General features: G+C 57.3%; 21 protein-coding genes and 1 tRNA gene. 10 read left to right on the forward strand and 12 right to left on the reverse strand.

Annotated features, from left to right (window positions below):
- Positions 1 to 8: 8 nt before the first annotated feature.
- Both ACR0M9_RS02155 and ACR0M9_RS02160 read left to right on the forward strand, forming a co-directional pair.
- On the forward strand, positions 9 to 614 hold the full coding sequence (locus tag ACR0M9_RS02155; protein WP_480772944.1) for an rRNA large subunit pseudouridine synthase E: 606 nt from the start codon (positions 9 to 11) through the stop codon (positions 612 to 614).
- 32 nt (positions 615 to 646) lie between these two features.
- The gene (locus tag ACR0M9_RS02160) at positions 647 to 1,072 is read left to right on the forward strand and encodes a VOC family protein (RefSeq protein WP_480772740.1); all 426 of its coding nucleotides are present in this window, start codon (positions 647 to 649) and stop codon (positions 1,070 to 1,072) included.
- A gap of 43 nt (positions 1,073 to 1,115) precedes the next feature.
- Here the strand turns inward: ACR0M9_RS02160 and ACR0M9_RS02165 are convergent, their stop codons facing one another.
- Together ACR0M9_RS02165 and ACR0M9_RS02170 are read right to left on the reverse strand one after the other, a co-directional pair.
- Entirely contained in the window at positions 1,116 to 1,781 is a 666-nt protein-coding gene (locus tag ACR0M9_RS02165) for an alpha/beta hydrolase (RefSeq protein ID WP_267364470.1), read from the reverse strand.
- The gene (locus ACR0M9_RS02170; RefSeq protein WP_209596382.1) at positions 1,778 to 2,410 is read right to left on the reverse strand and encodes a DNA-3-methyladenine glycosylase family protein; all 633 of its coding nucleotides are present in this window, start codon (positions 2,408 to 2,410) and stop codon (positions 1,778 to 1,780) included. The genes ACR0M9_RS02165 and ACR0M9_RS02170 overlap by 4 nt, the downstream gene beginning before the upstream one ends.
- A gap of 97 nt (positions 2,411 to 2,507) precedes the next feature.
- Here ACR0M9_RS02170 and ACR0M9_RS02175 point away from each other — a divergent pair, with 97 nt between their 5' ends.
- Positions 2,508 to 3,734: an MFS transporter gene (locus tag ACR0M9_RS02175; RefSeq protein ID WP_480772741.1), complete on the forward strand. Its 1,227-nt coding sequence runs from the start codon at positions 2,508 to 2,510 to the stop codon at positions 3,732 to 3,734.
- Here ACR0M9_RS02175 and ACR0M9_RS02180 read toward each other — a convergent pair whose 3' ends face one another.
- The 3 genes from ACR0M9_RS02180 to cysS are packed head-to-tail and all read right to left on the reverse strand — an operon-like array spanning position 3,735 to position 7,545.
- On the reverse strand, positions 3,735 to 4,511 hold the full coding sequence (locus ACR0M9_RS02180; RefSeq protein ID WP_480481667.1) for a squalene/phytoene synthase family protein: 777 nt from the start codon (positions 4,509 to 4,511) through the stop codon (positions 3,735 to 3,737).
- Positions 4,512 to 4,513: 2 nt separating this feature from the next.
- A complete protein-coding gene (cimA, locus tag ACR0M9_RS02185; RefSeq protein ID WP_480485540.1) occupies positions 4,514 to 6,148 on the reverse strand; it encodes a citramalate synthase in 1,635 nt (544 codons plus the stop codon).
- Positions 6,148 to 7,545 (reverse strand): cysteine--tRNA ligase, encoded by a 1,398-nt coding sequence (gene cysS / locus ACR0M9_RS02190; protein WP_480772742.1) that lies wholly within the window; start codon positions 7,543 to 7,545, stop codon positions 6,148 to 6,150. Before cysS ends, cimA begins: the two co-directional genes overlap by 1 nt.
- Positions 7,546 to 7,767: 222 nt before the next feature.
- On the opposite strand from cysS, the gene ACR0M9_RS02195 reads away from it, so the two are divergent.
- Both ACR0M9_RS02195 and ACR0M9_RS02200 read left to right on the forward strand, forming a co-directional pair.
- A complete protein-coding gene (locus ACR0M9_RS02195; protein WP_480564624.1) occupies positions 7,768 to 8,112 on the forward strand; it encodes an MmcQ/YjbR family DNA-binding protein in 345 nt (114 codons plus the stop codon).
- A gap of 56 nt (positions 8,113 to 8,168) precedes the next feature.
- Positions 8,169 to 9,353: a pyridoxal phosphate-dependent aminotransferase gene (locus ACR0M9_RS02200; protein ID WP_480772743.1), complete on the forward strand. Its 1,185-nt coding sequence runs from the start codon at positions 8,169 to 8,171 to the stop codon at positions 9,351 to 9,353.
- A gap of 6 nt (positions 9,354 to 9,359) precedes the next feature.
- Here the strand turns inward: ACR0M9_RS02200 and ACR0M9_RS02205 are convergent, their stop codons facing one another.
- Complete coding sequence (locus tag ACR0M9_RS02205; protein ID WP_480772744.1) at positions 9,360 to 9,878, reverse strand: outer membrane protein; 519 nt, start codon at positions 9,876 to 9,878, stop codon at positions 9,360 to 9,362.
- Positions 9,879 to 10,292: 414 nt separating this feature from the next.
- Here ACR0M9_RS02205 and ACR0M9_RS02210 point away from each other — a divergent pair, with 414 nt between their 5' ends.
- On the forward strand, positions 10,293 to 11,837 hold the full coding sequence (locus tag ACR0M9_RS02210) for a trimethylamine methyltransferase family protein (RefSeq protein ID WP_480480795.1): 1,545 nt from the start codon (positions 10,293 to 10,295) through the stop codon (positions 11,835 to 11,837).
- Between the two features lie 52 nt (positions 11,838 to 11,889).
- On the opposite strand, the gene ACR0M9_RS02215 is transcribed toward ACR0M9_RS02210, so the two are convergent.
- Together ACR0M9_RS02215 and ACR0M9_RS02220 are read right to left on the reverse strand one after the other, a co-directional pair.
- Positions 11,890 to 12,135 (reverse strand): EF-hand domain-containing protein, encoded by a 246-nt coding sequence (locus ACR0M9_RS02215; RefSeq protein ID WP_480472945.1) that lies wholly within the window; start codon positions 12,133 to 12,135, stop codon positions 11,890 to 11,892.
- A gap of 541 nt (positions 12,136 to 12,676) precedes the next feature.
- Positions 12,677 to 16,297, reverse strand: a complete 3,621-nt coding sequence (locus tag ACR0M9_RS02220) for a vitamin B12-dependent ribonucleotide reductase (protein WP_480564615.1) — start codon at positions 16,295 to 16,297, stop codon at positions 12,677 to 12,679.
- A gap of 541 nt (positions 16,298 to 16,838) precedes the next feature.
- On the opposite strand from ACR0M9_RS02220, the gene ACR0M9_RS02225 reads away from it, so the two are divergent.
- Positions 16,839 to 17,273, forward strand: coding sequence for a hypothetical protein (locus ACR0M9_RS02225; protein ID WP_267365347.1), 435 nt, complete (start codon positions 16,839 to 16,841; stop codon positions 17,271 to 17,273).
- Positions 17,274 to 17,287: 14 nt separating this feature from the next.
- Here the strand turns inward: ACR0M9_RS02225 and ACR0M9_RS02230 are convergent.
- The 4 genes from ACR0M9_RS02230 to pdxH all read right to left on the reverse strand — a co-directional run bounded on the left by ACR0M9_RS02230 (position 17,288) and on the right by pdxH (position 19,137).
- Positions 17,288 to 17,364: transfer RNA gene (locus tag ACR0M9_RS02230), tRNA-Pro, on the reverse strand.
- A gap of 43 nt (positions 17,365 to 17,407) precedes the next feature.
- Complete coding sequence (locus ACR0M9_RS02235; RefSeq protein WP_480545549.1) at positions 17,408 to 17,875, reverse strand: DUF192 domain-containing protein; 468 nt, start codon at positions 17,873 to 17,875, stop codon at positions 17,408 to 17,410.
- A 7-nt stretch (positions 17,876 to 17,882) separates the two neighbouring features.
- Positions 17,883 to 18,389: a cold-shock protein gene (locus ACR0M9_RS02240; protein ID WP_245220458.1), complete on the reverse strand. Its 507-nt coding sequence runs from the start codon at positions 18,387 to 18,389 to the stop codon at positions 17,883 to 17,885.
- Positions 18,390 to 18,531: 142 nt separating this feature from the next.
- The gene (gene pdxH / locus ACR0M9_RS02245) at positions 18,532 to 19,137 is read right to left on the reverse strand and encodes a pyridoxamine 5'-phosphate oxidase (RefSeq protein ID WP_480772745.1); all 606 of its coding nucleotides are present in this window, start codon (positions 19,135 to 19,137) and stop codon (positions 18,532 to 18,534) included.
- A 135-nt stretch (positions 19,138 to 19,272) separates the two neighbouring features.
- On the opposite strand from pdxH, the gene fabI reads away from it, so the two are divergent.
- Genes fabI through ACR0M9_RS02260 form a run of 3 tightly spaced genes read left to right on the forward strand, consistent with a single transcriptional unit; the run spans position 19,273 to position 21,790 of the window.
- Positions 19,273 to 20,079, forward strand: a complete 807-nt coding sequence (gene fabI, locus ACR0M9_RS02250; RefSeq protein WP_267365343.1) for an enoyl-ACP reductase FabI — start codon at positions 19,273 to 19,275, stop codon at positions 20,077 to 20,079.
- 4 nt (positions 20,080 to 20,083) lie between these two features.
- Complete coding sequence (gpt, locus tag ACR0M9_RS02255; protein ID WP_480772746.1) at positions 20,084 to 20,593, forward strand: xanthine phosphoribosyltransferase; 510 nt, start codon at positions 20,084 to 20,086, stop codon at positions 20,591 to 20,593.
- Positions 20,594 to 20,614: 21 nt separating this feature from the next.
- Complete coding sequence (locus ACR0M9_RS02260) at positions 20,615 to 21,790, forward strand: aminotransferase (protein WP_480772747.1); 1,176 nt, start codon at positions 20,615 to 20,617, stop codon at positions 21,788 to 21,790.
- Positions 21,791 to 21,816: the final 26 nt, after the last annotated feature.

Here is a 21,816-nt window from a genome sequence, read left to right on the forward strand (position 1 = left end):
CGCACGTCATGTCCTGGTTCATTCGCTTCAACAAACCTTACGATGTACTGCCGCAGTTCACCGACCGCGACAATGCAGATACGCCGCGCAGCACACTCTCCGATTTCATCGATCTGCCCGGGGTTTATCCCGCCGGTCGACTGGACCGTGACAGCGAAGGTTTGATGCTACTGACTGACCACGGCAAGTTACAGGCGCAGATCTCGGACCCCAAGCACAAGATGGCAAAAACCTATTGGGTTCAGGTCGAAGGTATTCCGGACGAAACTGCCCTGAAAGCGCTGCGAAACGGCGTCGAGTTGAAAGACGGCCTGAGCCGTCCGGCGAAGGTGCGCCAGATCGACGAGCCGGACAACCTGTGGCCCCGCACCCCACCAATCCGCGAGCGCGAGACGGTACCAGACAGTTGGATAGAACTGTCCATACGCGAGGGCAAAAACCGTCAGGTGCGTCGAATGACGGCCGCCGTGGGCCTGCCGACCCTGCGCCTGATCCGCTGCCGCATCGGTGACTGGACATTGGACGACCTAGCACCGGGCCAGTGGGACAGTCTGCCCATGCCATCCCTGAACACCACACCGCAACGAAAACGCGACCGTAGACCGCGCCGGTGACATACCCTGCACTGATCTGCTAAACTCGGGTCATGAAACTAACTCCCGGAATACCGGCCCCTTCGGCGATTCTGGAAGCGTCGCTTTATGTCGATGATCTGGACGCAGCGGAACAGTTTTACGGCGAAGTACTGGGCCTGGAACGCATTCAGCGTGTCGCCGACCGCCACGTGTTTTACCGAATTGGCGGATCGGTCCTGCTAATCTTTAACCCGGAACAGACGGAACAACCGCCCCTCAACCCGGACATGCCTGTTCCGCCCCACGGCGCCCGTGGTGCAGGACACGTGTGTCTTGTACTGACCCGTGATGAAATCGCAGTGATGCGCAAGCACCTTCTGGACTGGAATGTCCCCGTAGACACAGAGTTTGACTGGCCCGGAGGCGCGCGTTCCTTGTACGTGCGCGACCCGGCCGGAAACTCAGTCGAGTTTGCGGAAGCGCATCTTTGGTCTTGATCCGATGCGAAACACCGGTGTTCCGTTGATTTGATCTTACCGGCTAAAGGCTCAGCTTGTCGCGCATGAAGGCCAGGGCCACACTCAGCCCATCCGGGGCGATGCCGTGCCCGGTGCCCTTCATGACATGAGCATAGACCTCTTTGAAACCGGCGGATTGCAGGGCCTCTGCCGCTTCGGGCAAGGATTGCGGCGGGACGACGTCGTCGGCATCGCCATGCACCAGCAATACAGGCATCCGGCTGACGGTTTCGTCTGCCAGAAGATCCGCCTCTAGCAAACGTCCAGAGAAAGCGACAATTCCTGCCACGGGGTCTTCGCGGCGGGGCGCGACATACAGGCTCATCATCGTACCCTGGCTGAAACCAAAAAGGACAACCTGTTCGGGCAACAGGTCTTCATCCACCATCAGAGCATCCAGAAAGGCGTTGAAATCCTCGACCGCCATTTCCATGCCCCTGCGCGCCTCTTCCTCAGACGACCCGTCAATCCAGGGAATCGGAAACCACTGAAAACCATTGGGCATTCCGGGGATCTGCTCGGGCGCGTCCGGGGCCACGAACAATGTGTCGGGCAGATGTTCACCCAGCGGGTCGGCCAAACCCAGCAGATCGGCACCGTTTGCGCCATAGCCATGTACGAACACCACAACCGAGCGTGTGTCGCCCGAAACAGGCTCTTTCCGGAGCGCATTCAAAACCCGTGTCATCTGATCCCTTCTCTTTGCTTTGCAACCCGGTAATAGGCCCACAGCACCCGCGCCGCAACCGAGCGCCAGGGCGACCAGGCCTCGGCCATCTTGCGCAGTTCTTTGTCCGTTGGACGGTTGGGCAGGTCATAAAGGATGCGCGCGGCCTCTTGTAGCGCCAGATCACCGGGGGCGATCACATCAGCGCGACCAAGTGAGAACATGGCGTATATCTCCGCGGTCCAGACGCCAATGCCTGACACTTGCGTCAGCGTGGTCAAAACTTCCGCATCAGAGGCATCACGTAAAGCTTTGTAATCTATACGCGCTTCCGCCAAAGCCCTTGCATAGCGGATCTTCTGACGGCTTAACCCTACAGCCCGAAGATCGTCATCCGTTGCCCACATGATCTTACGCGGACCCGTCAGTTTGGCCTCTTGCAGGCGTTTCCATATTGCATTGGCCGAAGCCACACTGACCTGTTGGCTGACAATGGCACTCAGCAGTTGCGCGAACCCGTCGGGACGGCGACGTAACGGCAATGGGCCAGTCTGTTCCATTGCATAGGCCATGCGCGGACAGCTCTGGGCCAGCCATTCAGCCCCTTCCGCCACACAATCCGGCGTTTCGATGATGCGGCCAACAGGCATCTGGTCTCCCTGCTCGGTTGCTACTGGCACGTTAGGCGCATGTGCCGCAGATGCAACCGGGTTGTGCCGCAAACACTTAGCCGATAACCATTCGGCCATGACCATGATCTCGACCCTTCCCGATGACCGTCAGGCCAAACGCAACGTCGCCGTCTTGGTGGCGGCGCAGGCCATTCTGGGCGCGCAGATGCCAATGATGTTCATCGTCGGAGGGCTGGCAGGTCAGTCTCTGGCGACCAATCCCTGCCTGGCGACATTGCCTATTTCGCTGATTGTTCTGGGATCGATGCTGGCAGCCACGCCAATCTCGGCCATCATGCAAAAATGGGGGCGTCGGGTCGGGTTCCTTGTTGGCGCAACATCCGGTGCGTTGGGCGGGCTGATCGGAGCCTATGGCCTGTTCCTTGGCTCTTTCCCCGTCTTCCTTGTCGGCAGCCTGCTGACCGGCATCTACATGAGCGCGCACGGGTTCTATCGCTTTGCAGCGGCAGACACCGCATCAGACGATTACCGTCCAAAAGCGATTTCATACGTGATGGCTGGTGGGCTGGCGGCCGCCATAATTGGCCCGCAGATCGTCAAGCTCACATCAGAAGCCTATGTCATCCCGTTTCTGGGCACCTATCTGGCCGTCATTGGGATCAATGTTCTGGGGTCCGCCCTGTTCTTCTTTCTTGACATCCCAACGCCTGCAAAACCCACCGACACCGAGCCCAAGGGGCGGTCGCGACTGGAGTTGCTGAAAACACCCCGCATCGCCGTGGCCATCATATGTGCCATGGTATCTTACGCGCTGATGAATCTTGTGATGACCTCAACTCCGTTGGCCGTGGTGGGTTGTGGTTACTCGGCCAATGACGCGGCTGACATCGTCACCAGCCACGTGCTGGCCATGTATGTGCCCAGTTTCTTTACGGGTCACCTGATCGCCCGGTTTGGCATCGAAAGGATCGTGGCGCTGGGTCTGGCGATTCTTGCAGCCGCTGGACTGGTCGCCTTGCAGGGCGTTGATTTAGGGAACTTTTTCGTTGCTCTCATTCTTCTTGGTGTTGGGTGGAACTTTGGCTTTATCGGCGCGACCACGATGCTGGCCGCATCGCATGAACCGCAGGAACGCGGTCGGATGCAGGGTCTTAACGACCTGCTGGTGTTTGGCGGAGTGACTATGGCCTCGCTGGCTTCGGGTGGATTGATGAACTGCTCGGGCGGTTCCCCGGTCGAAGGGTGGACAGCAGTCAATCTTGCTATGATTCCGTTGCTGACATTGGCAGGCGGGGCCCTGTTGTGGCTGGTTCTGCGACCGGCCGACCCGGAACGGGCCTGATCACCAGCGCCCGCTGCCCGCAGTCCACATCAAGGACAGCCGTTGCTGTATTTCTCCCGGAACAAGATCACCGGAGGCAACACGTTCTGGGCTAGCTATTGCTTGCTTCAAAATCCGTTCGGCCAACCACCCGGAAAATAATGCTGGCCGTGCCTCGGCCGAAATCTCAGCCCGATGCGATCTGGCTTTTTGCAGGCGATTTAATGCGGTTCCGGCCAAGGCACGCACCCCTTCAGGGGTACCGTCCAAAAGCGGTATCCGCCCGCGTTGTTCCAGTTCAGGAATAGCCCTGAGCCAGTTCGCCACCCCAACCGCATATCCAAAGTCACGCAACACAGTTTCATCGGCCACCCCCAGCGCCTGGGCTGATGCAACAACCAATGAGCCCGTGCTGTGATCGATGTAGGCGTCAAAGTGCTCCTGATCCTCGAACGGATCACGATATATATCCCAACGCCTTACGGCCACATATTCATCCAAAACACCAGCCAGATGGGGCGAAAGAACCTGTGACAAGGGTGTTACTACCTCGTGCCGCCGTACGGTTGCCCCTTCAGCAATTTCCTGTAGTGCGTCACGCCACCATTGCAGCCGCATCTCGGCGATCATCGGCTCTTGCGTCACCCAGGGCGCGCGGGCAACTTCGACGTTTAACGCGTAAATCGGGAATAGGACTGCACGGTCTGCCACCGGTGCAGCCATCGCAGCGCGGAAACGATCTGGATCAGCCCGTTGCACAAGTTCCGCGCAGGCCTTGACGTCTTGGTCAAAGACCACGCTCACTCGGCTGCTGCCTTTTTCGGATCACAATCGCGCACCAGTTTCCATTGAATCGCATCCAGAAGCGCCTCGAAAGACGCATCGACTATATTCGCGCTGACGCCCACGGTGGACCAGCGCCGCCCCTGCCCGTCTTCGCTGTCGATGATGACACGCGTGACCGCTTCGGTGCCGCCTTGCGTAATCCGCACCTTGAAGTCGACCAGACGCATATCTGACAACACCTGTGAATACTGGCCCAGATCCTTGGCCAAGGCTTTGGCTAGGGCATTCACCGGCCCCCTGTCGCTGCCTGACTCGTCCATGGATTCGCTGACAGACAGCTTCTTTTCACCATCCACTCTTACGACAACAACGGCCTCGGACAGGCTGACCATCTTGTTGTATTTGTTCTTACGCCGTTCAACGGTGACTTTGTAACGCTTGACCTCGAAGAACTCAGGCAATTGACCCAGCTCTTCCCGCGCCAGCAGTTCAAAACTGGCCTGAGCGGTGTCATAGGAATATCCATCCGCCTCGCGGGCCTTTATCTGGTCAAGGATGCGGCCAAGTGCGGGGTCACCTGCCTCAACACGCAAACCAGCCTCGGTCAAACGCTTGCGCAGGTTTGACTGACCAGCTTGGTTCGACATCGGAATGATGCGGGCGTTCCCGACGCTTGCGGGGTCCACATGCTCATATGTCGATGGATCCTTGAGGATCGCGCTGGCGTGCAGTCCGGCCTTATGCGCAAAAGCCGACGCCCCGACATAAGCCGCCTGCTTGCTGGGCACCCGATTCAGGACATCATCCAGCATCCGGCTGATCCGGGTCAAACCAGCCAAAGCCTCACGGCTGACACCAATATCAAACTGCGACGCATAGGGTTCCTTCAACAACAGCGTCGGGATCAAAGCGGTCAGGTTCGCATTGCCGCAACGTTCGCCCAAACCATTCAATGTACCCTGAATTTGCCGTGCACCGGCCTCAACAGCAGCCAGAGAACAGGCAACGGCATTTTCGGTATCGTTATGGGTGTGAATGCCCAGCCGATCACCGGGCAGCCCGGCTGCGATCACCTCGGATACAATCCGCCCGACCTCGGACGGCAAAGCGCCACCATTTGTGTCGCACAGGACAACCCACCGCGCGCCAGCCTCAAGCGCTGCGCGACAAACATCCACGGCATATTCCGGATTGTCCTTGTAGCCGTCAAAGAAATGTTCCGCATCAAACAGCGCTTCTCGCCCCTGCGCGACGATATGCGCGACCGAGGCGCGCACGTTCTCCGTGTTTTCTTCCAGTGAAATGCCAAGCGCGTGGGAGACGTGATAATCATGCGACTTGCCGACCAGACAAACAGCCTGCGTTCCCGCATTCATCACCGCAGCCAGCACATCGTCATTCTCGGCTGATCGTCCTGCGCGTTTGGTCATGCCGAATGCCGTCAACCGGGCCGCGGTTTTCGGAGCCACCTCGAAAAACGCGCTATCGGTCGGGTTGGCACCGGGCCAACCGCCTTCGATGTAGTCCACGCCCAAAGTGTCCAGCGCCTGCGCGATCTGCACTTTTTCTGCGGTCGAAAACTGCACGCCCTGCGTTTGCTGCCCATCGCGCAGGGTTGTGTCGTAGAGGTAGAGGCGTTCCTTAGCCATCAGACCTCCTCCAGCTTGGCAGCATCAAAACCGGCGCCGGGCACCAGTTCGACACTGTCCTTGCTCATTCGAACCTCAAGCCCCGCCGCTACATATGCTGCCTTCAAGCGATCAACTTCTGAGAAGTCCTTGCTTTGCATCGCGATTTCGCGTGCCTTCGCTAAACGGTCCGCATGAGAGGTCAAATCGACAGATGCGGTATCTGCCCAGTCGCTCATCTCAGGTAAAAGCAAACCCAGCAGTTGCGCACTGGCCAGCAGACCTGCGGCGTCACCGTCTGAAGCCAGACGATAAAGCTCGCTCATGGCACCTGCCGTATTCAGATCGTCACTTAGTGCTGCGATGACTTCAGGTGCCGCGCTGGCTGCGGGCTCGATGCCCGCTGTCAGCGCCCGCCACTTGCGCAGCGTCGCCTCGGCCTCACGCGCCTTCTTCTCGGTCCAATCCATTGGCTTGCGATAATGCGTCTGCAGAAAGACGAAGCGGATTACCTCGCCCGGCACACCCTGCTCCAACAGATCATGCACGGTAAAGAAATTGCCCAGCGATTTGGACATCTTCTTGCCCTCAACCTGCAACATCTCGTTGTGCATCCAGACCCGCGCGAACTCCCCATGCGGGTGAGCGCATTTGCTCTGGGCGATCTCGTTTTCATGATGCGGGAACATCAGGTCATTGCCACCACCATGGATATCAAAGCTCTCGCCCAGCAGTTCATAGCTCATGGCCGAGCATTCGATGTGCCAGCCCGGACGTCCCCGGCCCCACGGGCTGTCCCAGCCCGGCAGATCATCAGTCGAAGGCTTCCACAACACGAAGTCCATCGGGTTTTTCTTGTATGGCGCGACCTCGACCCGCGCCCCCGCAATCATGTCATCGACCGACCGGCCAGACAGTTTGCCATAGCTTTCTTTCCAGCTGTCGACCGCGAACAGAACATGACCTTTGGCGGCATAGGCGTGACCCTTTGCAATCAGGTCTTCGATCATCGCGATCATCTGGGCGATATACTGGGTCGCGCGTGGCATCTGGTTGGGTTCCAACGCTCCCAACGCGCCCATGTCGTGCAAGTACCAATCGATGGTCTCGTCCGACCGCTCCTGCACCAATTGCTCAAGCGTGCCTTCTGCGCCCGCCTGTTTGCGCGCCAATGCCGTTGCGTTGATCTTGTCGTCCACGTCGGTGAAGTTGCGCACATAGGTCACATGATCTGTGCCGTAGACGTGACGCAGCAGGCGGTAGAGCACATCGAACACAACCACCGGGCGGGCGTTGCCAAGATGCGCGCGGTCGTAGACGGTCGGACCGCAGACATACATCCGCACATTTTCAGGGTCAATCGGAACGAAATCTTCCTTCGTCCGCGTCCGTGTGTTGTGCAGCTTGATCGTCGTCATCGGTCGGGCTCCTAAGAAACAGCAAAGACTTGCGCGTTGGCGCGGGCTTAGCAACTTGTCTCAGGGATGAAAACGAAAGAAACCGGCCCGCTTGATAAATCAGCAGGTAATGCAGCAGATAATAATGGTGCAGGTCACCGGGTTCATGGGACATCGGTTAGCATGGGATCATTCCCAAGCCAAGTGTTGAGTTTGCCATCCCCGTTCGGCACAGTGCCGAACATGGACCGAGATTTCGTCAATTCCATCTGCAAAACGCTGCCCGGCGCTGAACTGTCCGATCCCTGGGGCGGTGGCCATGACGCCTGGAAAATTGGTGGCAAAATGTTCGCCTGTATCGGGATCGCAAATGACGGTGTTTCCGTAAAAACGCCCGATATCGAAACGGCGCAGATGCTGATAGACACTGGGATCGGCATAAAAGCCCCCTATTTCCACCGCAGCTGGGTGCGTCTTCCGTTTGACACCGGTGCAGACGAAATGCGCCATCGTTTGACTGTGTCCTATGACCTTGTCCGCGCATCATTGACCAAAAAACTTCAGGCCTCGATAGCGCCGCGAAGCTGATTGACAAACGCCTGCCGCTCTGTCCCATTCAGCGCAGAGTAACCGGGGCCCTTGTCATGGAATTGTCCAAGCGCATCACGCAGATCACCGGCGGCAGCGACGGGTGGGAGGTGTTCAATCGGGCGCGACGGATGCTGAATGAAGGGCATGCTGTGACAGAATTGACAATCGGCGAGCATGACGTTCGTACCGACTCGTCGATCCTGCACGCTATGGACCTGTCGGCCCGCAACGGTCACACCGGTTATGCCACGGTGCCCGGAACAGATTTGCTGCGCGATACGGTTGCTGCCCGGGTTCAGTCCCGCACAGGTATCCCAACGACGCGTAACAATGTACTGATCACGCCCGGTGGGCAGTCCGCCCTTTTCGCCGCGCATATGGCGGTGTGCGATCCCGGCGACACCGGGCTGTATCTGGACCCGTATTATGCCACCTACCCCGGAACGATTCGCGGTGCCGGGGCCATTGCCCGCGCTGTTCGAACCACCGCAGAAGATGCATTTCAACCGCGCGCAGATTTGATTGATGCAGCGGCGGAAGGCGCGGTTTCGCTGTTGATCAACACGCCGAACAACCCGACCGGAGTGGTGTATTCCCGTCAGTCACTTGAATCCATTGCCGATGTTTGCCAACGCCGTGACCTGTGGCTGATATCAGACGAAGTCTATGACACCCAGATCTGGGAGGGCGAGCACCTGTCTGCCCGCGCGCTGCCCGGAATGGCCGACCGTACCTTAGTGGTTGGATCAATGTCCAAATCACATGCCATGACCGGGTCCCGATGCGGGTGGATCGTTGGTCCGGAATACGTGATCCGCCACCTGATAGATCTGGCTACTCATACAACTTATGGCGTTCCGGGGTTCATTCAGGACGCGGCCAGCTTTGCACTGACCGCAGGACACGAACTTGAAAACAAGATCGCCGCGCCATTCCGTCGCCGCCGTTCATTGTCGATGGACATATTGGCGGCGCAGAACACAGTGGGGCTCGTCCCGGCGCAGGGTTCTATGTATCTGATGCTGGATATACGGGCGACCGGGCTGACGGGCGAAGGGTTTGCGAACGCCCTGCTGGACACTCATGCGATTGCCGTCATGCCGGGCGAAAGCTTTGGCAAAGCCGCAGCGGGTCACATTCGGGTTGCCATGACCGTGGATGATGAGAAATTTGTCAGTGCCTTGAGAACCCTGTGCGCGTTTTCAGCGCAGCTCGCCAAGCGACACGCGGCTGAATAGCCGCATCTAAAACCGAAATGTCGTACGCAGGTTGAAAACATTGGTGTCCAGACTGCCGCTGGATCGGGTGACATCGTCGAAATTCTGCCGCAGCGCTTCACCGCTGATAACGAAATTCTCGCCAATCGGATAGGCCAATCCGATTCCGTAAACCGCTGCCGTGTCACTGTCGATCGACGTATCAGCCCGCGCCGCGCCTACGACCACGTATCCCAGAGCGTTACCGAATTCATATCCGCCACGCAGTTTCAAGCTGGTCATGCTGTCGAGACTGCCCTGAGACTGGCCAAGGTTCAGGGACAGCCGGTTATATTCCAACTCACCGCCCAGAACGAAATTCCCAAAGTCCTGATCATAGCCCAGATGCGCACCAAAGGCCGTATCATCGCCATTCGCACCGCCCGGACCGTCGGTATCTGCAAATCCAAAACTGAAGCCTGCATACCCGCCAGTCCAATCCTCAGCCGCAACAGGGCTAGCTCCGGCGATCAATATCGCAACAACAAGGACGGAAAAAGGGTTCATAGTCGGGCTCAATGCAACACCGCTCTGGTTTCGATCAGAGGCATGACTTCAATTCAATCTGTGACCTGCTGGTCATAATTCAACTCCGCTCAGCAGACCTTGGAAGTAAGTGAATGCAGTATAACAGATTTCTTCCAAAACGTGTGAAAATCTCGGCGTTTGGTTCTCTGACCCCAAAAGCCGTGAGAATTGTCCATGTGAATAATTATCAAAGGTCGCAAATAGAACAGATTGTGTCGCCGCGTTTTGGAATGGTCGCGCAAGACGTTGAGGGGCAAAATGGCAGACGACGACTGGAAAATCAGCCTGATCAGCCGCACCATTGGGGCAGATCGCGGTCGTGCCGCACGAGGACGGCCGTAAAGGTGTGCTTGCTGACACCTTAAGACATCACTCAACGACCGGATTCTTGAAATGAACGACCAACCCCGCAATTCATCGCGCAGTGGCGGCCGCGCCGCGCGCCGTGCTGCCCGTGCAACCGCGCTGCCCGAACACCTGCGACCAGTCCGCCCCGGAATGGAAGGCGGCGTCCTGAATGTACTGACGCAGGCGCAGATCGAACGCATCCACGAAGCAGCACTGACCGCGCTTGAAACCATTGGCCTGGCGGACGCCCCGCAAAGTGGCATTGACTATCTGGTCGGTGCGGGCTGCACCTTGGGCGACGATGGCCGTATCCGTTTCCCGCGCGCCCTTGTCGAGGACACGATTGCAAAGGCGAACCGCTCGGTCACTTTGTACAGCCGGGATGGAAACACCGATCTGGAATTGTCCGGCACCAAAGTGCACTACGGTACGGCCGGAGCCGCCGTGTCCATGGTTGACGTGCACGGTCGGGAATATCGCCATTCCACCGTGCAAGATCTGCACGATGCCGCACGTATCTGCCAACAGCTTGATAACATTCACTTTGTGCAACGGCCAATGGTCTGTCGTGACATCGCCGACAACCTCGAAATGGACCTCAACACGATTTACGCCTGCTGTTCGGGGTCCTTCAAACATGTCGGGACATCCTTCACCGAGCCAAGCCACGTCGCTCCAGCGATGGAGATGATCTATATGATTGCGGGCGGTGAAGACAAATTTCGCGAGCGACCCTTCATTTCGAACTCGAACTGCTTTGTTGTTCCTCCAATGAAATTCGCAACCGAAAGCTGCGAAGTGATGGAAGCATGCATCAAGGCCGGTATGCCTGTCTTGTTGCTATCTGCCGGTATGGCCGGTGCCACAGCGCCGTCGACCATCGCCGGTGCGATCACGCAAGCAACTGCGGAATGCCTGGCGGGATTGGTTTATGTTAATGCCGTAAGTCCCGGTGCCCCGGCGATTTTTGGCACCTGGCCATTTGGTCTGGACCTGCGGACCGGTGCCATGTCGATCGGGTCAGGGGAACAGGCCCTTCTGACTGCCGGATGTGCCCAGATGCACCGGTTCTATGACCTTCCGGGCGGTGCTGCGGCTGGCGCATCGGATTCGAAACTGCCCGATATGCAGGCCGGCTGGGAACAGATGTGTTCGAATGTCATGGCAGGTCTGTCCGGTCTGAACATGGTATATGAGGCGGCCGGGATGCATGCCTCGTTGCTGGGGTTCTGCCTGGAAAGCCTGATCCTCAGCGACGATCTGATCGGACAGGCGCTACGCTGTGTACGCGGGATCGAGGTGACGGATGACACGCTGGCACTGGATCAAATGGCGGCGGTATGCATGGGCGGCCCAGGCCACTATCTGGGAACTGACGCAACGCTGAGCCGGATGCAGTCAGATTACGTCTATCCAACATTCGGAGATCGCTCCTCGCCGAAAGAGTGGGTGGAGCTTGGCAAGCCCGATCTGGTGGAAAAAGCCGTAGCCCGGAAAGAGGAAATCCTTTCCACCCCTTCCCCTGCAAGGTTCGACCCGGTTCTGGACGCCGAGATTCGGAAAAAATTCAAAATCCATCTTCCCGCCTAAGGTGATGGAAAAGGCGGCCCGAAATGGATCGGGCCGCCTGTTCACTCGATGCCTACCCGTCGCTGGGCGGCAGCAATCCTGCCTCCTGCGCGATCGCGACCTCGTCTGCATCCAACGCTCCGTCACCATTGGCATCCATGGCCGAGAAAGTGTCAGCGTTGATTTCCGGTACGACTGCCTGAATTTCCTCGATGGTCAAAAGACCATCACCGTTGGTATCGGCTGAGGATTGGGCCGAAGCAACGCCGGGCAAGCCCAGAACGGCCACGGAAAGCCCGATCAAATAATGCGATTTCATTTCAGTGCCTCCTGAAAGGTGTGTTTGTGTTTACGTCCGGACAGCGCCCAGAAGCACATGGACACCCCGGCGCGTCACGCGCTTTGGTAGAGTTTCGTGATTTCACGCCAATCTTCGCGTGTTTGCCCGAGTCGGGTTTGCGGCCCTCCGCCTGAAGAAGGCGGCAAAACCTGTATCGGCGGCTCTTGCCCGACAGGACCACCTCAATCCGGCAATGTGGCGCTTATTCGGGACGACTCGGCGGGTAAAAAGAAAGGGGGCCGAAGCCCCCTGTCAGTTTCGCCTTCCAGGCTCATTTCGTTGACCGCCCGGTGTTTTTTTGCCTGCGGCCTGGACTGCGCATGGGGCGAGCGCACCCGCCCCTTGAAAGAGTGGGAGGGAGCAAATATTCCGCCCCACCCTGTTCCCGGCCAACACGGGCATGTCGGCCGAGTGGAGAAAGGTCAGTCGGTAAGTCTCAGACCTGTTCTCCGTATTCGTCGGGGTCGGTTACTTAGGGCAGCGTCCGACCCCTACGCCCCGGGGTGCCGGGGCGTTAAAGTCAGCTACACCCGCTTGTCGCGCCGCAGGTGTTGCACTTCATGCAAGTGCCGTTACGCACCAGCGTGTAGTTTCCGCATTCGCCACAGGGGTCGCCCTCATAGCCCTGCATCTTGGCTTTGGTGCGGGCGTCCATTCCGGTTGCCACTGCCGTTTCGGTGGCAGGCGCTTCGAACACAGTTGCTGTTTCCGACATTCCGGCCACGTCGCCATAACTGCCGTTTAACACCATCAAATCCTGCGGCAGACGCTTGCGCAGATACCCGGTCGAGCTGATTTGTTTCAACACTTCCAAAGACTTGGACGCCGCAGTTTCACTGATTTCCGAGACATTGGAAACGCCTTCCTCTTCTCCGCGGCCAAGATCATCAAAGGTAGCACCCTCGGGTTTCACATGGGCGAGATCGGTACGGTCCAGATAAGACACGGCCAGTTCGCGGAAGATGTAATCCAGGATCGAAGTCGCGTTCTTGATCGAGTCGTTGCCTTGCACCATCCCTGCCGGTTCGAACTTGGTAAAGGTGAAGGCGTCGACAAACTCCTCCAGCGGCACGCCATATTGCAGGCCGACCGACACGGCGATGGCAAAGTTGTTCATCATCGCCCGGAAGCCAGCGCCTTCCTTGTGCATGTCGATGAAAATCTCGCCCAATTGACCGTCTTCAAACTCACCCGTGCGCAAGTACACCTTGTGGCCGCCAACGATTGCCTTCTGAGTATACCCCTTGCGGCGATGCGGCAGTTTCTCGCGATGGCTGCGGATGATTTCCTTGACCACAACTTTCTCGATCACCTTCTCGGCGAGAACGACGGCTTTTTCCTGTGCAGAGCCGCTTTCCAGCACCTCGGCCGCCTCGTCATCATCCTCGACCAGCGCAGCCGCAAGGGGCTGAGACAGTTTCGAGCCGTCGCGGTACAGCGCGTTGGCCTTTACACCCAGCGACCAGCTAAGCTCATAGGCCTTCTGGCAATCCTCGATTGTCGCATCATTCGGCATGTTGATCGTTTTGCTGATCGCGCCCGAAATAAAACTTTGTGCCGCCGCCATCATGGTGATGTGGCTGTCAACCCCAAGGAAACGCTTGCCTTTCTTGCCGCACGGGTTGGCGCAGTCGAAGATCGCGTAGTGTTCTTCCTTCAGATGCGGTGCACCTTCCAGAGTCATGGTTCCGCAGACATGATCGTTCGCCGCGTCGATATCCGCCTTGGTAAAGCCCAGATGGCGCAGCAGATCAAACGTTGGGTCATTCAGCTTGGTCGCTGGAATGCCCAGAACACCGGTGCAGAAATCTTCGCCCAGTGTCCACTGGTTGAAGACGAACCGGATGTCGAAGGCGCTTTCCAGCGCGGCATCCACCTTGGCCAACTCGTTCGGGCCAAAGCCATGACCCGTCAGTGAAGTGTGGTTGATCCCCGGCGCGTTGCCGATGGTGCCGTGGCCGACCGCATAGGATACAATCTCTTCGATCTGCGACGAGGAATAGCCAAGCTTTTCCAGCGCAGAAGGTACCGAGCGGTTGATGATCTTGAAGTAACCGCCGCCTGCCAGCTTCTTGAACTTCACCAGCGCAAAATCGGGCTCGATTCCCGTGGTGTCGCAGTCCATCACCAGACCGATGGTGCCGGTGGGGGCAATCACAGTGGCCTGTGCGTTGCGGTAACCGTTCTGCTCGCCAAGGCTCAGCGCCTCATCCCACGCCGACATGGCCAGATCGACCAAACGCTTGTCGGGGCAGTTACCATGGTCCAGAGGCACCGGCTTGACGGCCAGCTTCTCATACCCCTCGGTCACACCCTGCGCCGCGCGGCGATGGTTGCGGATAACGCGCAGCATATGGTCGGCATTGCGCTTGTATCCCTTGAACGGGCCAAGCTCACCGGCAATTTCAGCTGAAGTGGCATATGCCACACCGGTCATGATCGCGGTCAGGGCACCGCAGATCGCCCGCCCCTCGTCCGAGTCATAGCTGTAGCCCATGTTCATCAGCAGGCCGCCAATGTTTGCGTAACCCAGGCCCAGAGTGCGGAAGTCGTACGACAGCTGCGCGATTTCCTTTGACGGGAATTGCGCCATGGTTACCGAGATTTCCAGCGTCAGGGTCCACAGGCGAGAGGCATGCATATAATCCGCCGCCTGGAACTCACCATCCTTGAGGAAGGTCAGCAGGTTCATCGAGGCAAGGTTACAGGCCGTGTCATCGAGGAACATGTATTCCGAGCACGGGTTTGAGCCGCGGATCTCACCATCTTCGGGGCATGTGTGCCACTCGTTCACCGTGTCATGGAACTGGATGCCCGGATCGGCACAGGCCCAAGCGGCGTGGCCGACTTTCTCCCACAGGTCCCTCGCCTTGACCGTCTTGGCAACCTTGCCATCGGTGCGGTTGATCAGCTCCCAATCGGCGTCTTTCTCAACAGCGGTCAGAAACGCATTGGTCACGCGGATGGAGTTGTTCGAGTTCTGGCCCGAAACCGAGCTATAGGCTTCCGAGTCCCAGTCCGTGTCATATGTCGGGAATTCGATGCTGTCGTGACCCTGCTTGGCATAATCCAACACACGTTTGATGTAAGTCTCGGGGATTGCTACCTTTTTCGCCTCGCGGATCGCCTTTTTCAGCGCTTCGTTCTTGTTGGGATCATAGGCATCCTCGGCAGCACCGTCCCATGAGCGAATGGCCTCGAAAATACCGTTCAGCATCTTCTCGTGCATCTTCGATCCGGCAACGATCGAGGCCACTTTCTGCTCTTCGATTACCTTCCATTCGATGAATTGTTCGATATCGGGGTGATCCGCATCGACAATAACCATCTTTGCTGCCCGACGGGTTGTCCCGCCTGATTTGATCGCGCCAGCGGCGCGGTCGCCGATCTTGAGAAAGCCCATCAGGCCCGAGGATTTGCCGCCACCCGACAGTGCCTCACCTTCCGCACGCAGATGGCTGAAGTTGGTCCCGGTGCCCGAGCCGTATTTGAACAACCGTGCTTCGCGCACCCACAGATCCATGATGCCGCCTTCGTTCACCAGATCATCATCGACGGACTGGATGAAGCAGGCATGTGGCTGCGGATGTTCGTAGGCGGATTTGGATTTGGTCAGTTTGCCGGTCTTGTAGTCGACATAGTGGTGCCCTTGCGCCGGACCGTCGATTCCATAGGCCCAGTGCAGGCCAGTATTGAACCATTGCGGGCTGTTTGGGGCGGCGCGCTGAGTCGCCAGCATGTACCGCATTTCGTCGAAATAGGCGCGCGCATCCTCTTCGGTCGAAAAGTAGCCACCTTTCCACCCCCAGTATGCCCACGCACCGGCCAGCCGGTCAAAGACCTGCTTGGAGGAAATTTCGCCGTCGAATTCAGCATCTTCAGCGGGAACCGACCGCCACAGGAATTCAGGAACGTCTTTTTCCTTAACTTTGGTCAGTTTGGACGGGACACCAGCCTTGCGAAAATACTTCTGGGCAATCACGTCGCTTGCCACCTGCGACCAGGTTGACGGAACTTCGATCCCTTCCAGGCGGAACACAATGGTTCCATCGGGGTTTCGGATTTCAGATGTCGCAGACACAAAATCCAGTTCCGAATAGGCATCCTGATCTGGTTTGGTGAATTTTCTTTCAATCTTCATGTCCGCAGCCCTAGTTAAATTCCGCCTAATTTTCGGTTCACGGCACTACATTTTGAGTTGCGGAGCACCACCCGCAACGCCGACAGAAGCGCGCAAAGGTACTGGTCGCTGTTTTGGACAGCGAAAAAACCGTTACAACGGCTGCACGTTAATAGACTGTGCTTATCCGACCCTCGCCTGTTGCCGTCCCGGCTTGAACACCAGATATTGTGGCAATCTCTTCGGCTCATACAATTTGACGTATATTGCCATAGAAGGTCAACGCCCTTTTTCAGCCAAATTTGAAATCTTTTTTGTTGACCAGACCCAGACACGAGGGGTGTGAAACTCAAGGTCCGATTCCTCCACAGGCTCGCCTTCGGTAAATTTTCGGTCACAACTCGAAGTCTCAAATCGAATTACCGTTTTTACCAGCATAGTTATCTGTATTTGATCAACCAACGCCGCGCTGGTTAGGCTGTAAAGGAATCATCTTCGCCGGGTCTGTCGAACCCACGCTGAACGACCAAAGGTTCACTTCGGAATGAGAAAGGCCAAATGAATGAAGTTGCTTCGCTTTATCCCCGCGTTGGCCTGTATCGTGGCCTGCACGCCACAAGAAACGCCCACCCCGTCACGTAGCGCGCTGTTCGAAACGCAGCCTCAAAGGTTGTTTGAGGCATTTGAATCCAGTTGTTCTGGACCCGGCAAGGTATTTGAGAAAATCGGCAAACAGGCTTTTGAGTGCAGCGAATACCTGCCCCCAAAAGCGGCAGCCTATTTGATTCTGAACTATGACGGATTTCCGCAGGACCTGCCCCAAAGTGTCATGCGCCTGACATCGTCAAAAACAGGTTCCGGCTATCGCGTCGACGCACGATCGTACTTTAAAGTGCCGCAGAAAACCGGTGCAATCGTTGAGGTTCCACTGGAAAGTGACGCGCTGGATCAGGCGATCAGCTCGTTGTATCTGGCGATGGGCGGAACGCCCACATGAGAATGTGAAGGAAGTGGTCGGGGCGGCAGGATTCGAACCTACGACCCCCTGTACCCAAAACAGGTGCGCTACCAGACTGCGCCACGCCCCGGACCGTGCGCCTTCCTAACGATGACAATCTGATTTGAAAAGCCCTAACAGGGCCAAATCGCAGGACCTTGCGAAAAAATTTCGTGCTGCATCTGAGTGCCGACGCCGATAGAGTAGCGCGCGGACAATCCGGCATTGATTTCCAGCACCGCAAAAACGGCATCCCCACCTTCAATCGGTGTCAGATCGCCGGGAATCGCACGCTCATGCACGTGTGACACTGTGCCCGTACGGTCCAAAAATATCATGTCGAGCGGAATCAGTGTGTTCTTCATCCAGAACGCGACAGGTTGCGGTGGATCGAACACGAACAGCATACCGGATCGATTCGGCAACGACTCGCGAAACATCAACCCCTTTGACCGTTCCTGAGGCGTAACCGCAATTTCCACGTCAAATCGGATTGTCGCGCTGTCGTTTCGGAGAGTGATATGATCAACGCTGCACGCAGCAAACGCCCCCCCTGTCCACAGTGTGATCAGAAGTGTCCAGAATACCAGAAAACGAGTCATCGAAGTGTCAGCCGTCCAGCGCGGCTTCCCAGGCGAGAACCTGCGCCGCCATTCGGCCGCGCTTGCCATCAATTACGCGCATCGCAAGCGCCTCTCCGGGCTGGAGGTCAGCAAGCCCCGAGCGCCGCAACACTTCGATATGCAAGAACACGTCTTCACCGCGCCCAAAAACATTTGCGAACCCGAAGCCCTTGCCTTTGTCGAACCACTTCACCCGCGCGGCCTCCAGAGGGGCTTCTGCAATAGCGTCCGGATCCAACTCGGCGAAATCGGCCAACATCATCGACTCGGCGCGCGCTGGCGGGTCAATTGCAACAACCTCAACCGCCTGAACACCTCTGTCCGTGCGGTGTGTCATGATCTCGATACCCGCTCCGTCCGCGACGGAACTTTGGCCGAAATTGCGCAATACGTTCACATGCAACAGAATATCCGGGCCGCCTTCGTCAGACACAACAAAGCCGTATCCCTTGGCGGGATCGAACCATTTCACGTGTCCACGGACGCGATACATGTTGTTCAGGTCTTCTGGCACGGTTTTCCCATCGCGAATTTTAGCAGTTCGTTAAGGGTCTGTTGTTTATGGGATTGGCAGACAATTTCAAGCCGAAAAAATTGTTTACTTTCTGCTTGTTGCATTTCACGACACGTGAACGTCATGGATTCAACCTTTCAACATGCCATGCCGATCCCGGCTCAATTCGCTGCCATCTGAACCGGTCATGCAAGCGAAATGCTCCATCGGCCCAGAACTCAATCTCTGTCGGCGTTAATCGGTACCCGCCCCAGAATGGAGGACGAGGTGGATTCGGCCCAAGTTTAGCGGTCACTTTCGCGACCTCTGCCATCAAAGCTGTCCGACTTGAAAGCGGTTGTGACTGCTTTGAAGCCCAGGCACCCAACCGGCTTTTCAATGACCTTGATGCATAATACGCATCAGCCTGGGGCCCGTTTTCACGACATACTGTACCACGAACACGAAGTTGACGCCGCAAAGATTTCCAATGCATTACAAATGCAGCTTTTTCCGACGTATCCAGCTCACTCGCTTTGACGCTTTCGTAGTTTGTATAGAATACAAATGAATCCGCTTCGATTTCTTTCAGCAGAACCATGCGTGCATTTGGCAAACCATCCGGGTCAACGGTTGCAAGCGCAATCGCATTCGGATCATTCGATTCAGTTTCTTCAGCCTCAGCTAACCACCGGGCCGCAATTTCAAACGGATCGGAGCCAGCAAAGATGCCATCACGCTCGGTCATTTCCATCCCCTGGAAAGTATTAATGACGAGCCTAAGGCGAGAACCCGCTGCGAGCAAGAGCGCACGGCCTTGATGCAGCGCTACCAATGGCATAAACCATGCCAATCTAACGCGAAGACAGGCGGAGAACCAAACATGTCAAATCAGTTGATGGCCGGCAAACGTGGCCTCATCATGGGACTGGCCAATGACAAATCAATCGCATGGGGAATCGCCCGCGCCTTGTCCGAAGCCGGAGCTGAACTTGCCTTTTCTTATCAGGGTGACGCTTTAAAAAAACGTGTGGACCCGCTGGCTGCGCAATTGGGCAGCGAAATTGTTCTGCCCTGCGACGTGAGCGATGAGGCTTCAATTGATGGGCTTTTCTCGGCGCTGGAAGAGAAATGGGGCAAGCTGGACTTTATCGTTCACGCCATCGGGTTTTCTGACAAGAACGAATTGCGTGGACGTTATGTGGATACCAGCCGGGCCAACTTCACGCTGACAATGGATGTCTCCGTCTATTCGTTCACCGCGGTTATGCAGCGCGCGGAAAAGATGATGTCCGAAGGCGGCAGTGCCATAACACTGACCTATTACGGAGCCGAGCAGGTGATGCCCCACTATAACGTGATGGGTGTTGCCAAGGCCGCGCTGGAGGCGTCAGTAAAGTATCTGGCCGAGGACCTGGGCAAGGACGGTATTCGCGTGAACGCGATCTCGGCCGGCCCGATCAAAACCCTGGCTGCCAGCGGCATTGGCGATTTTCGCTACATCATGAAATGGAACGAGTACAACTCTCCGCTGCGCCGCAACGTGACCATTGACGATGTCGGCAAGTCGGCCCTGTACCTGTTGTCGGACCTCAGCAGCGGCGTCACCGGAGAGAATCTGCACGTGGATTCGGGTTACCATATTGTCGGAATGAAGGCCGTTGACGCCCCTGACGTGGAAAAAGGTTAAGAACATGAGCGCTAAGGACCGCCTGCCGCACGAAAAAGGATTTCACATCAGCTGGGACCAGATCCACCGCGACTCGCGCGCATTGGCGTGGCGTCTGGACGGGCAAGGCCCCGATGATGGCAGCTGGCGTGCTGTTGTGGCGATCACCCGTGGCGGCATGGCCCCTGCGATGATCGTCAGCCGGGAACTGGATATTCGTACTGTCGATACGGTCAGCGTCAAATCCTACCACCATCAAGCTCAGGGTGAGGCGGAAGTTCTGAAAGCACCCGATGCCGAGTTAATGGGCGACGGAACCGGAATTCTGATCATCGACGATCTTGTGGACAGCGGGAAAACCCTGGAACTGGTTCGAGAGATGTATCCGAACGCGCATTTTGCGACGGTTTATGCCAAGCCCAAGGGACGCCCTATGGTGGATACGTTCATCACCGAAGTCAGTCAGGACACATGGATCTTTTTCCCGTGGGACATGGCCCTTCAATATGTCGAGCCCTATCGCGGCACCGATTGAAATCAGATCAGTAGGCAGCACATGACGCTCAGCCGGACCGCCGCAACATTCGCGCCGCCAGTGATGGAAGCGCGCCGATGGCTCGAGGGCGTTGCGTTCCCACCCGAACGCCCGCTGATCAACGTAAGCCAGGCGGCGCCGGTTGACCCGCCGCCACTGGCCTTGCGCGAGGCTATGGCCGAATTTACCGTGCGCGAAGACCATGCGCATCTTTATGGCCCTGTGCTGGGAAACGACAATCTTCGCGCGGAACTGGCTGCGCAGATCAGCACGCACTACGCAGCAAGGGTTGGGGCACCTCAGGTTGCTATCACCTCAGGCTGCAATCAGGCGTTTTCAGCAGTGATATCGGCCATCACCGGCGAAGGGGATGAGGTCATTCTACCAACCCCGTGGTATTTCAATCATAAAATGTGGCTGGATATGTCGGGTGTCCACGCTGTGGACCTGAAGACCGGCGACGATTTGCTGCCCGATCCTGAGCGCGCACGCGCGCTGATCACGGACAAAACACGCGCCATCGCTCTGGTCACGCCCAACAATCCCGGCGGCGTTGAATACCCGGCAGACCTTGTCCGCGCCTTCTTTGAGCTTGCGAGCGAAACCGGGATTCACCTGATCGTCGACGAAACCTACCGTGACTTCGACAGTCGCAGCGGGCCACCACATGACCTGTTCCAGCAACCAGACTGGGATCAGACGCTGATCCACCTTTATTCCTTCTCCAAGGCCTACAGGCTGACGGGCCACAGGGTCGGCGCAATTGCAACGGGCACCGCACTTCTGGCTGAGGTCGAGAAGTTTCTCGACACTGTTGCCATTTGCCCCGGTCAGATCGGACAGTTCGCCGCGCTTTGGGGTATGCAGAACTTGTCGCAATGGCTGGCAGGCGAACGCGACGAAATACTCGACCGTCGCGCTGCCATCCTTGAGAGGATACCCGCACTGGAAGCTAAAGGCTGGCGTCTTTTGGGACTTGGGGCGTATTTCGCCTATCTGGAGCACCCGTTTGACATTCCGTCCGACGAACTTGCCCGGCGTTTGGTGCGTGAAGCCGGTGTTCTGCTATTGCCCGGCACCATGTTCATGCCCGATCACCACCCGGACGGGAAACGGCAAGTGCGCATTGCCTTCGCCAACCTCGACCGCACAGGTTTGGGCCAATTGTTCGAACGGTTGCAGGGCCTGTCCTTCTAAGCTTGCCCCCCGGCGGTGTGCGTCGT

Source organism: Ruegeria sp. CH2, assembly GCF_056537065.1.

Coding starts and splice junctions, on each gene's coding strand:
- ACR0M9_RS02155 (WP_480772944.1), top strand. CDS start 9: ATGTCCTGGTTCATTCGCTTCAACAAACCTTACGATGTACTGCCGCAG.
- ACR0M9_RS02160 (WP_480772740.1), top strand. CDS start 647: ATGAAACTAACTCCCGGAATACCGGCCCCTTCGGCGATTCTGGAAGCG.
- ACR0M9_RS02165 (WP_267364470.1), bottom strand. CDS start 1,781: ATGACACGGGTTTTGAATGCGCTCCGGAAAGAGCCTGTTTCGGGCGAC.
- ACR0M9_RS02170 (WP_209596382.1), bottom strand. CDS start 2,410: ATGCCTGTTGGCCGCATCATCGAAACGCCGGATTGTGTGGCGGAAGGG.
- ACR0M9_RS02175 (WP_480772741.1), top strand. CDS start 2,508: ATGACCATGATCTCGACCCTTCCCGATGACCGTCAGGCCAAACGCAAC.
- cimA (WP_480485540.1), bottom strand. CDS start 6,148: ATGGCTAAGGAACGCCTCTACCTCTACGACACAACCCTGCGCGATGGG.
- cysS (WP_480772742.1), bottom strand. CDS start 7,545: ATGACGACGATCAAGCTGCACAACACACGGACGCGGACGAAGGAAGAT.
- ACR0M9_RS02195 (WP_480564624.1), top strand. CDS start 7,768: ATGGACCGAGATTTCGTCAATTCCATCTGCAAAACGCTGCCCGGCGCT.
- ACR0M9_RS02200 (WP_480772743.1), top strand. CDS start 8,169: ATGGAATTGTCCAAGCGCATCACGCAGATCACCGGCGGCAGCGACGGG.
- ACR0M9_RS02205 (WP_480772744.1), bottom strand. CDS start 9,878: ATGAACCCTTTTTCCGTCCTTGTTGTTGCGATATTGATCGCCGGAGCT.
- ACR0M9_RS02210 (WP_480480795.1), top strand. CDS start 10,293: ATGAACGACCAACCCCGCAATTCATCGCGCAGTGGCGGCCGCGCCGCG.
- ACR0M9_RS02215 (WP_480472945.1), bottom strand. CDS start 12,135: ATGAAATCGCATTATTTGATCGGGCTTTCCGTGGCCGTTCTGGGCTTG.
- ACR0M9_RS02220 (WP_480564615.1), bottom strand. CDS start 16,297: ATGAAGATTGAAAGAAAATTCACCAAACCAGATCAGGATGCCTATTCG.
- ACR0M9_RS02225 (WP_267365347.1), top strand. CDS start 16,839: ATGAAGTTGCTTCGCTTTATCCCCGCGTTGGCCTGTATCGTGGCCTGC.
- ACR0M9_RS02235 (WP_480545549.1), bottom strand. CDS start 17,875: ATGACTCGTTTTCTGGTATTCTGGACACTTCTGATCACACTGTGGACA.
- ACR0M9_RS02240 (WP_245220458.1), bottom strand. CDS start 18,389: ATGTATCGCGTCCGTGGACACGTGAAATGGTTCGATCCCGCCAAGGGA.
- pdxH (WP_480772745.1), bottom strand. CDS start 19,137: ATGACCGAGCGTGATGGCATCTTTGCTGGCTCCGATCCGTTTGAAATT.
- fabI (WP_267365343.1), top strand. CDS start 19,273: ATGTCAAATCAGTTGATGGCCGGCAAACGTGGCCTCATCATGGGACTG.
- gpt (WP_480772746.1), top strand. CDS start 20,084: ATGAGCGCTAAGGACCGCCTGCCGCACGAAAAAGGATTTCACATCAGC.
- ACR0M9_RS02260 (WP_480772747.1), top strand. CDS start 20,615: ATGACGCTCAGCCGGACCGCCGCAACATTCGCGCCGCCAGTGATGGAA.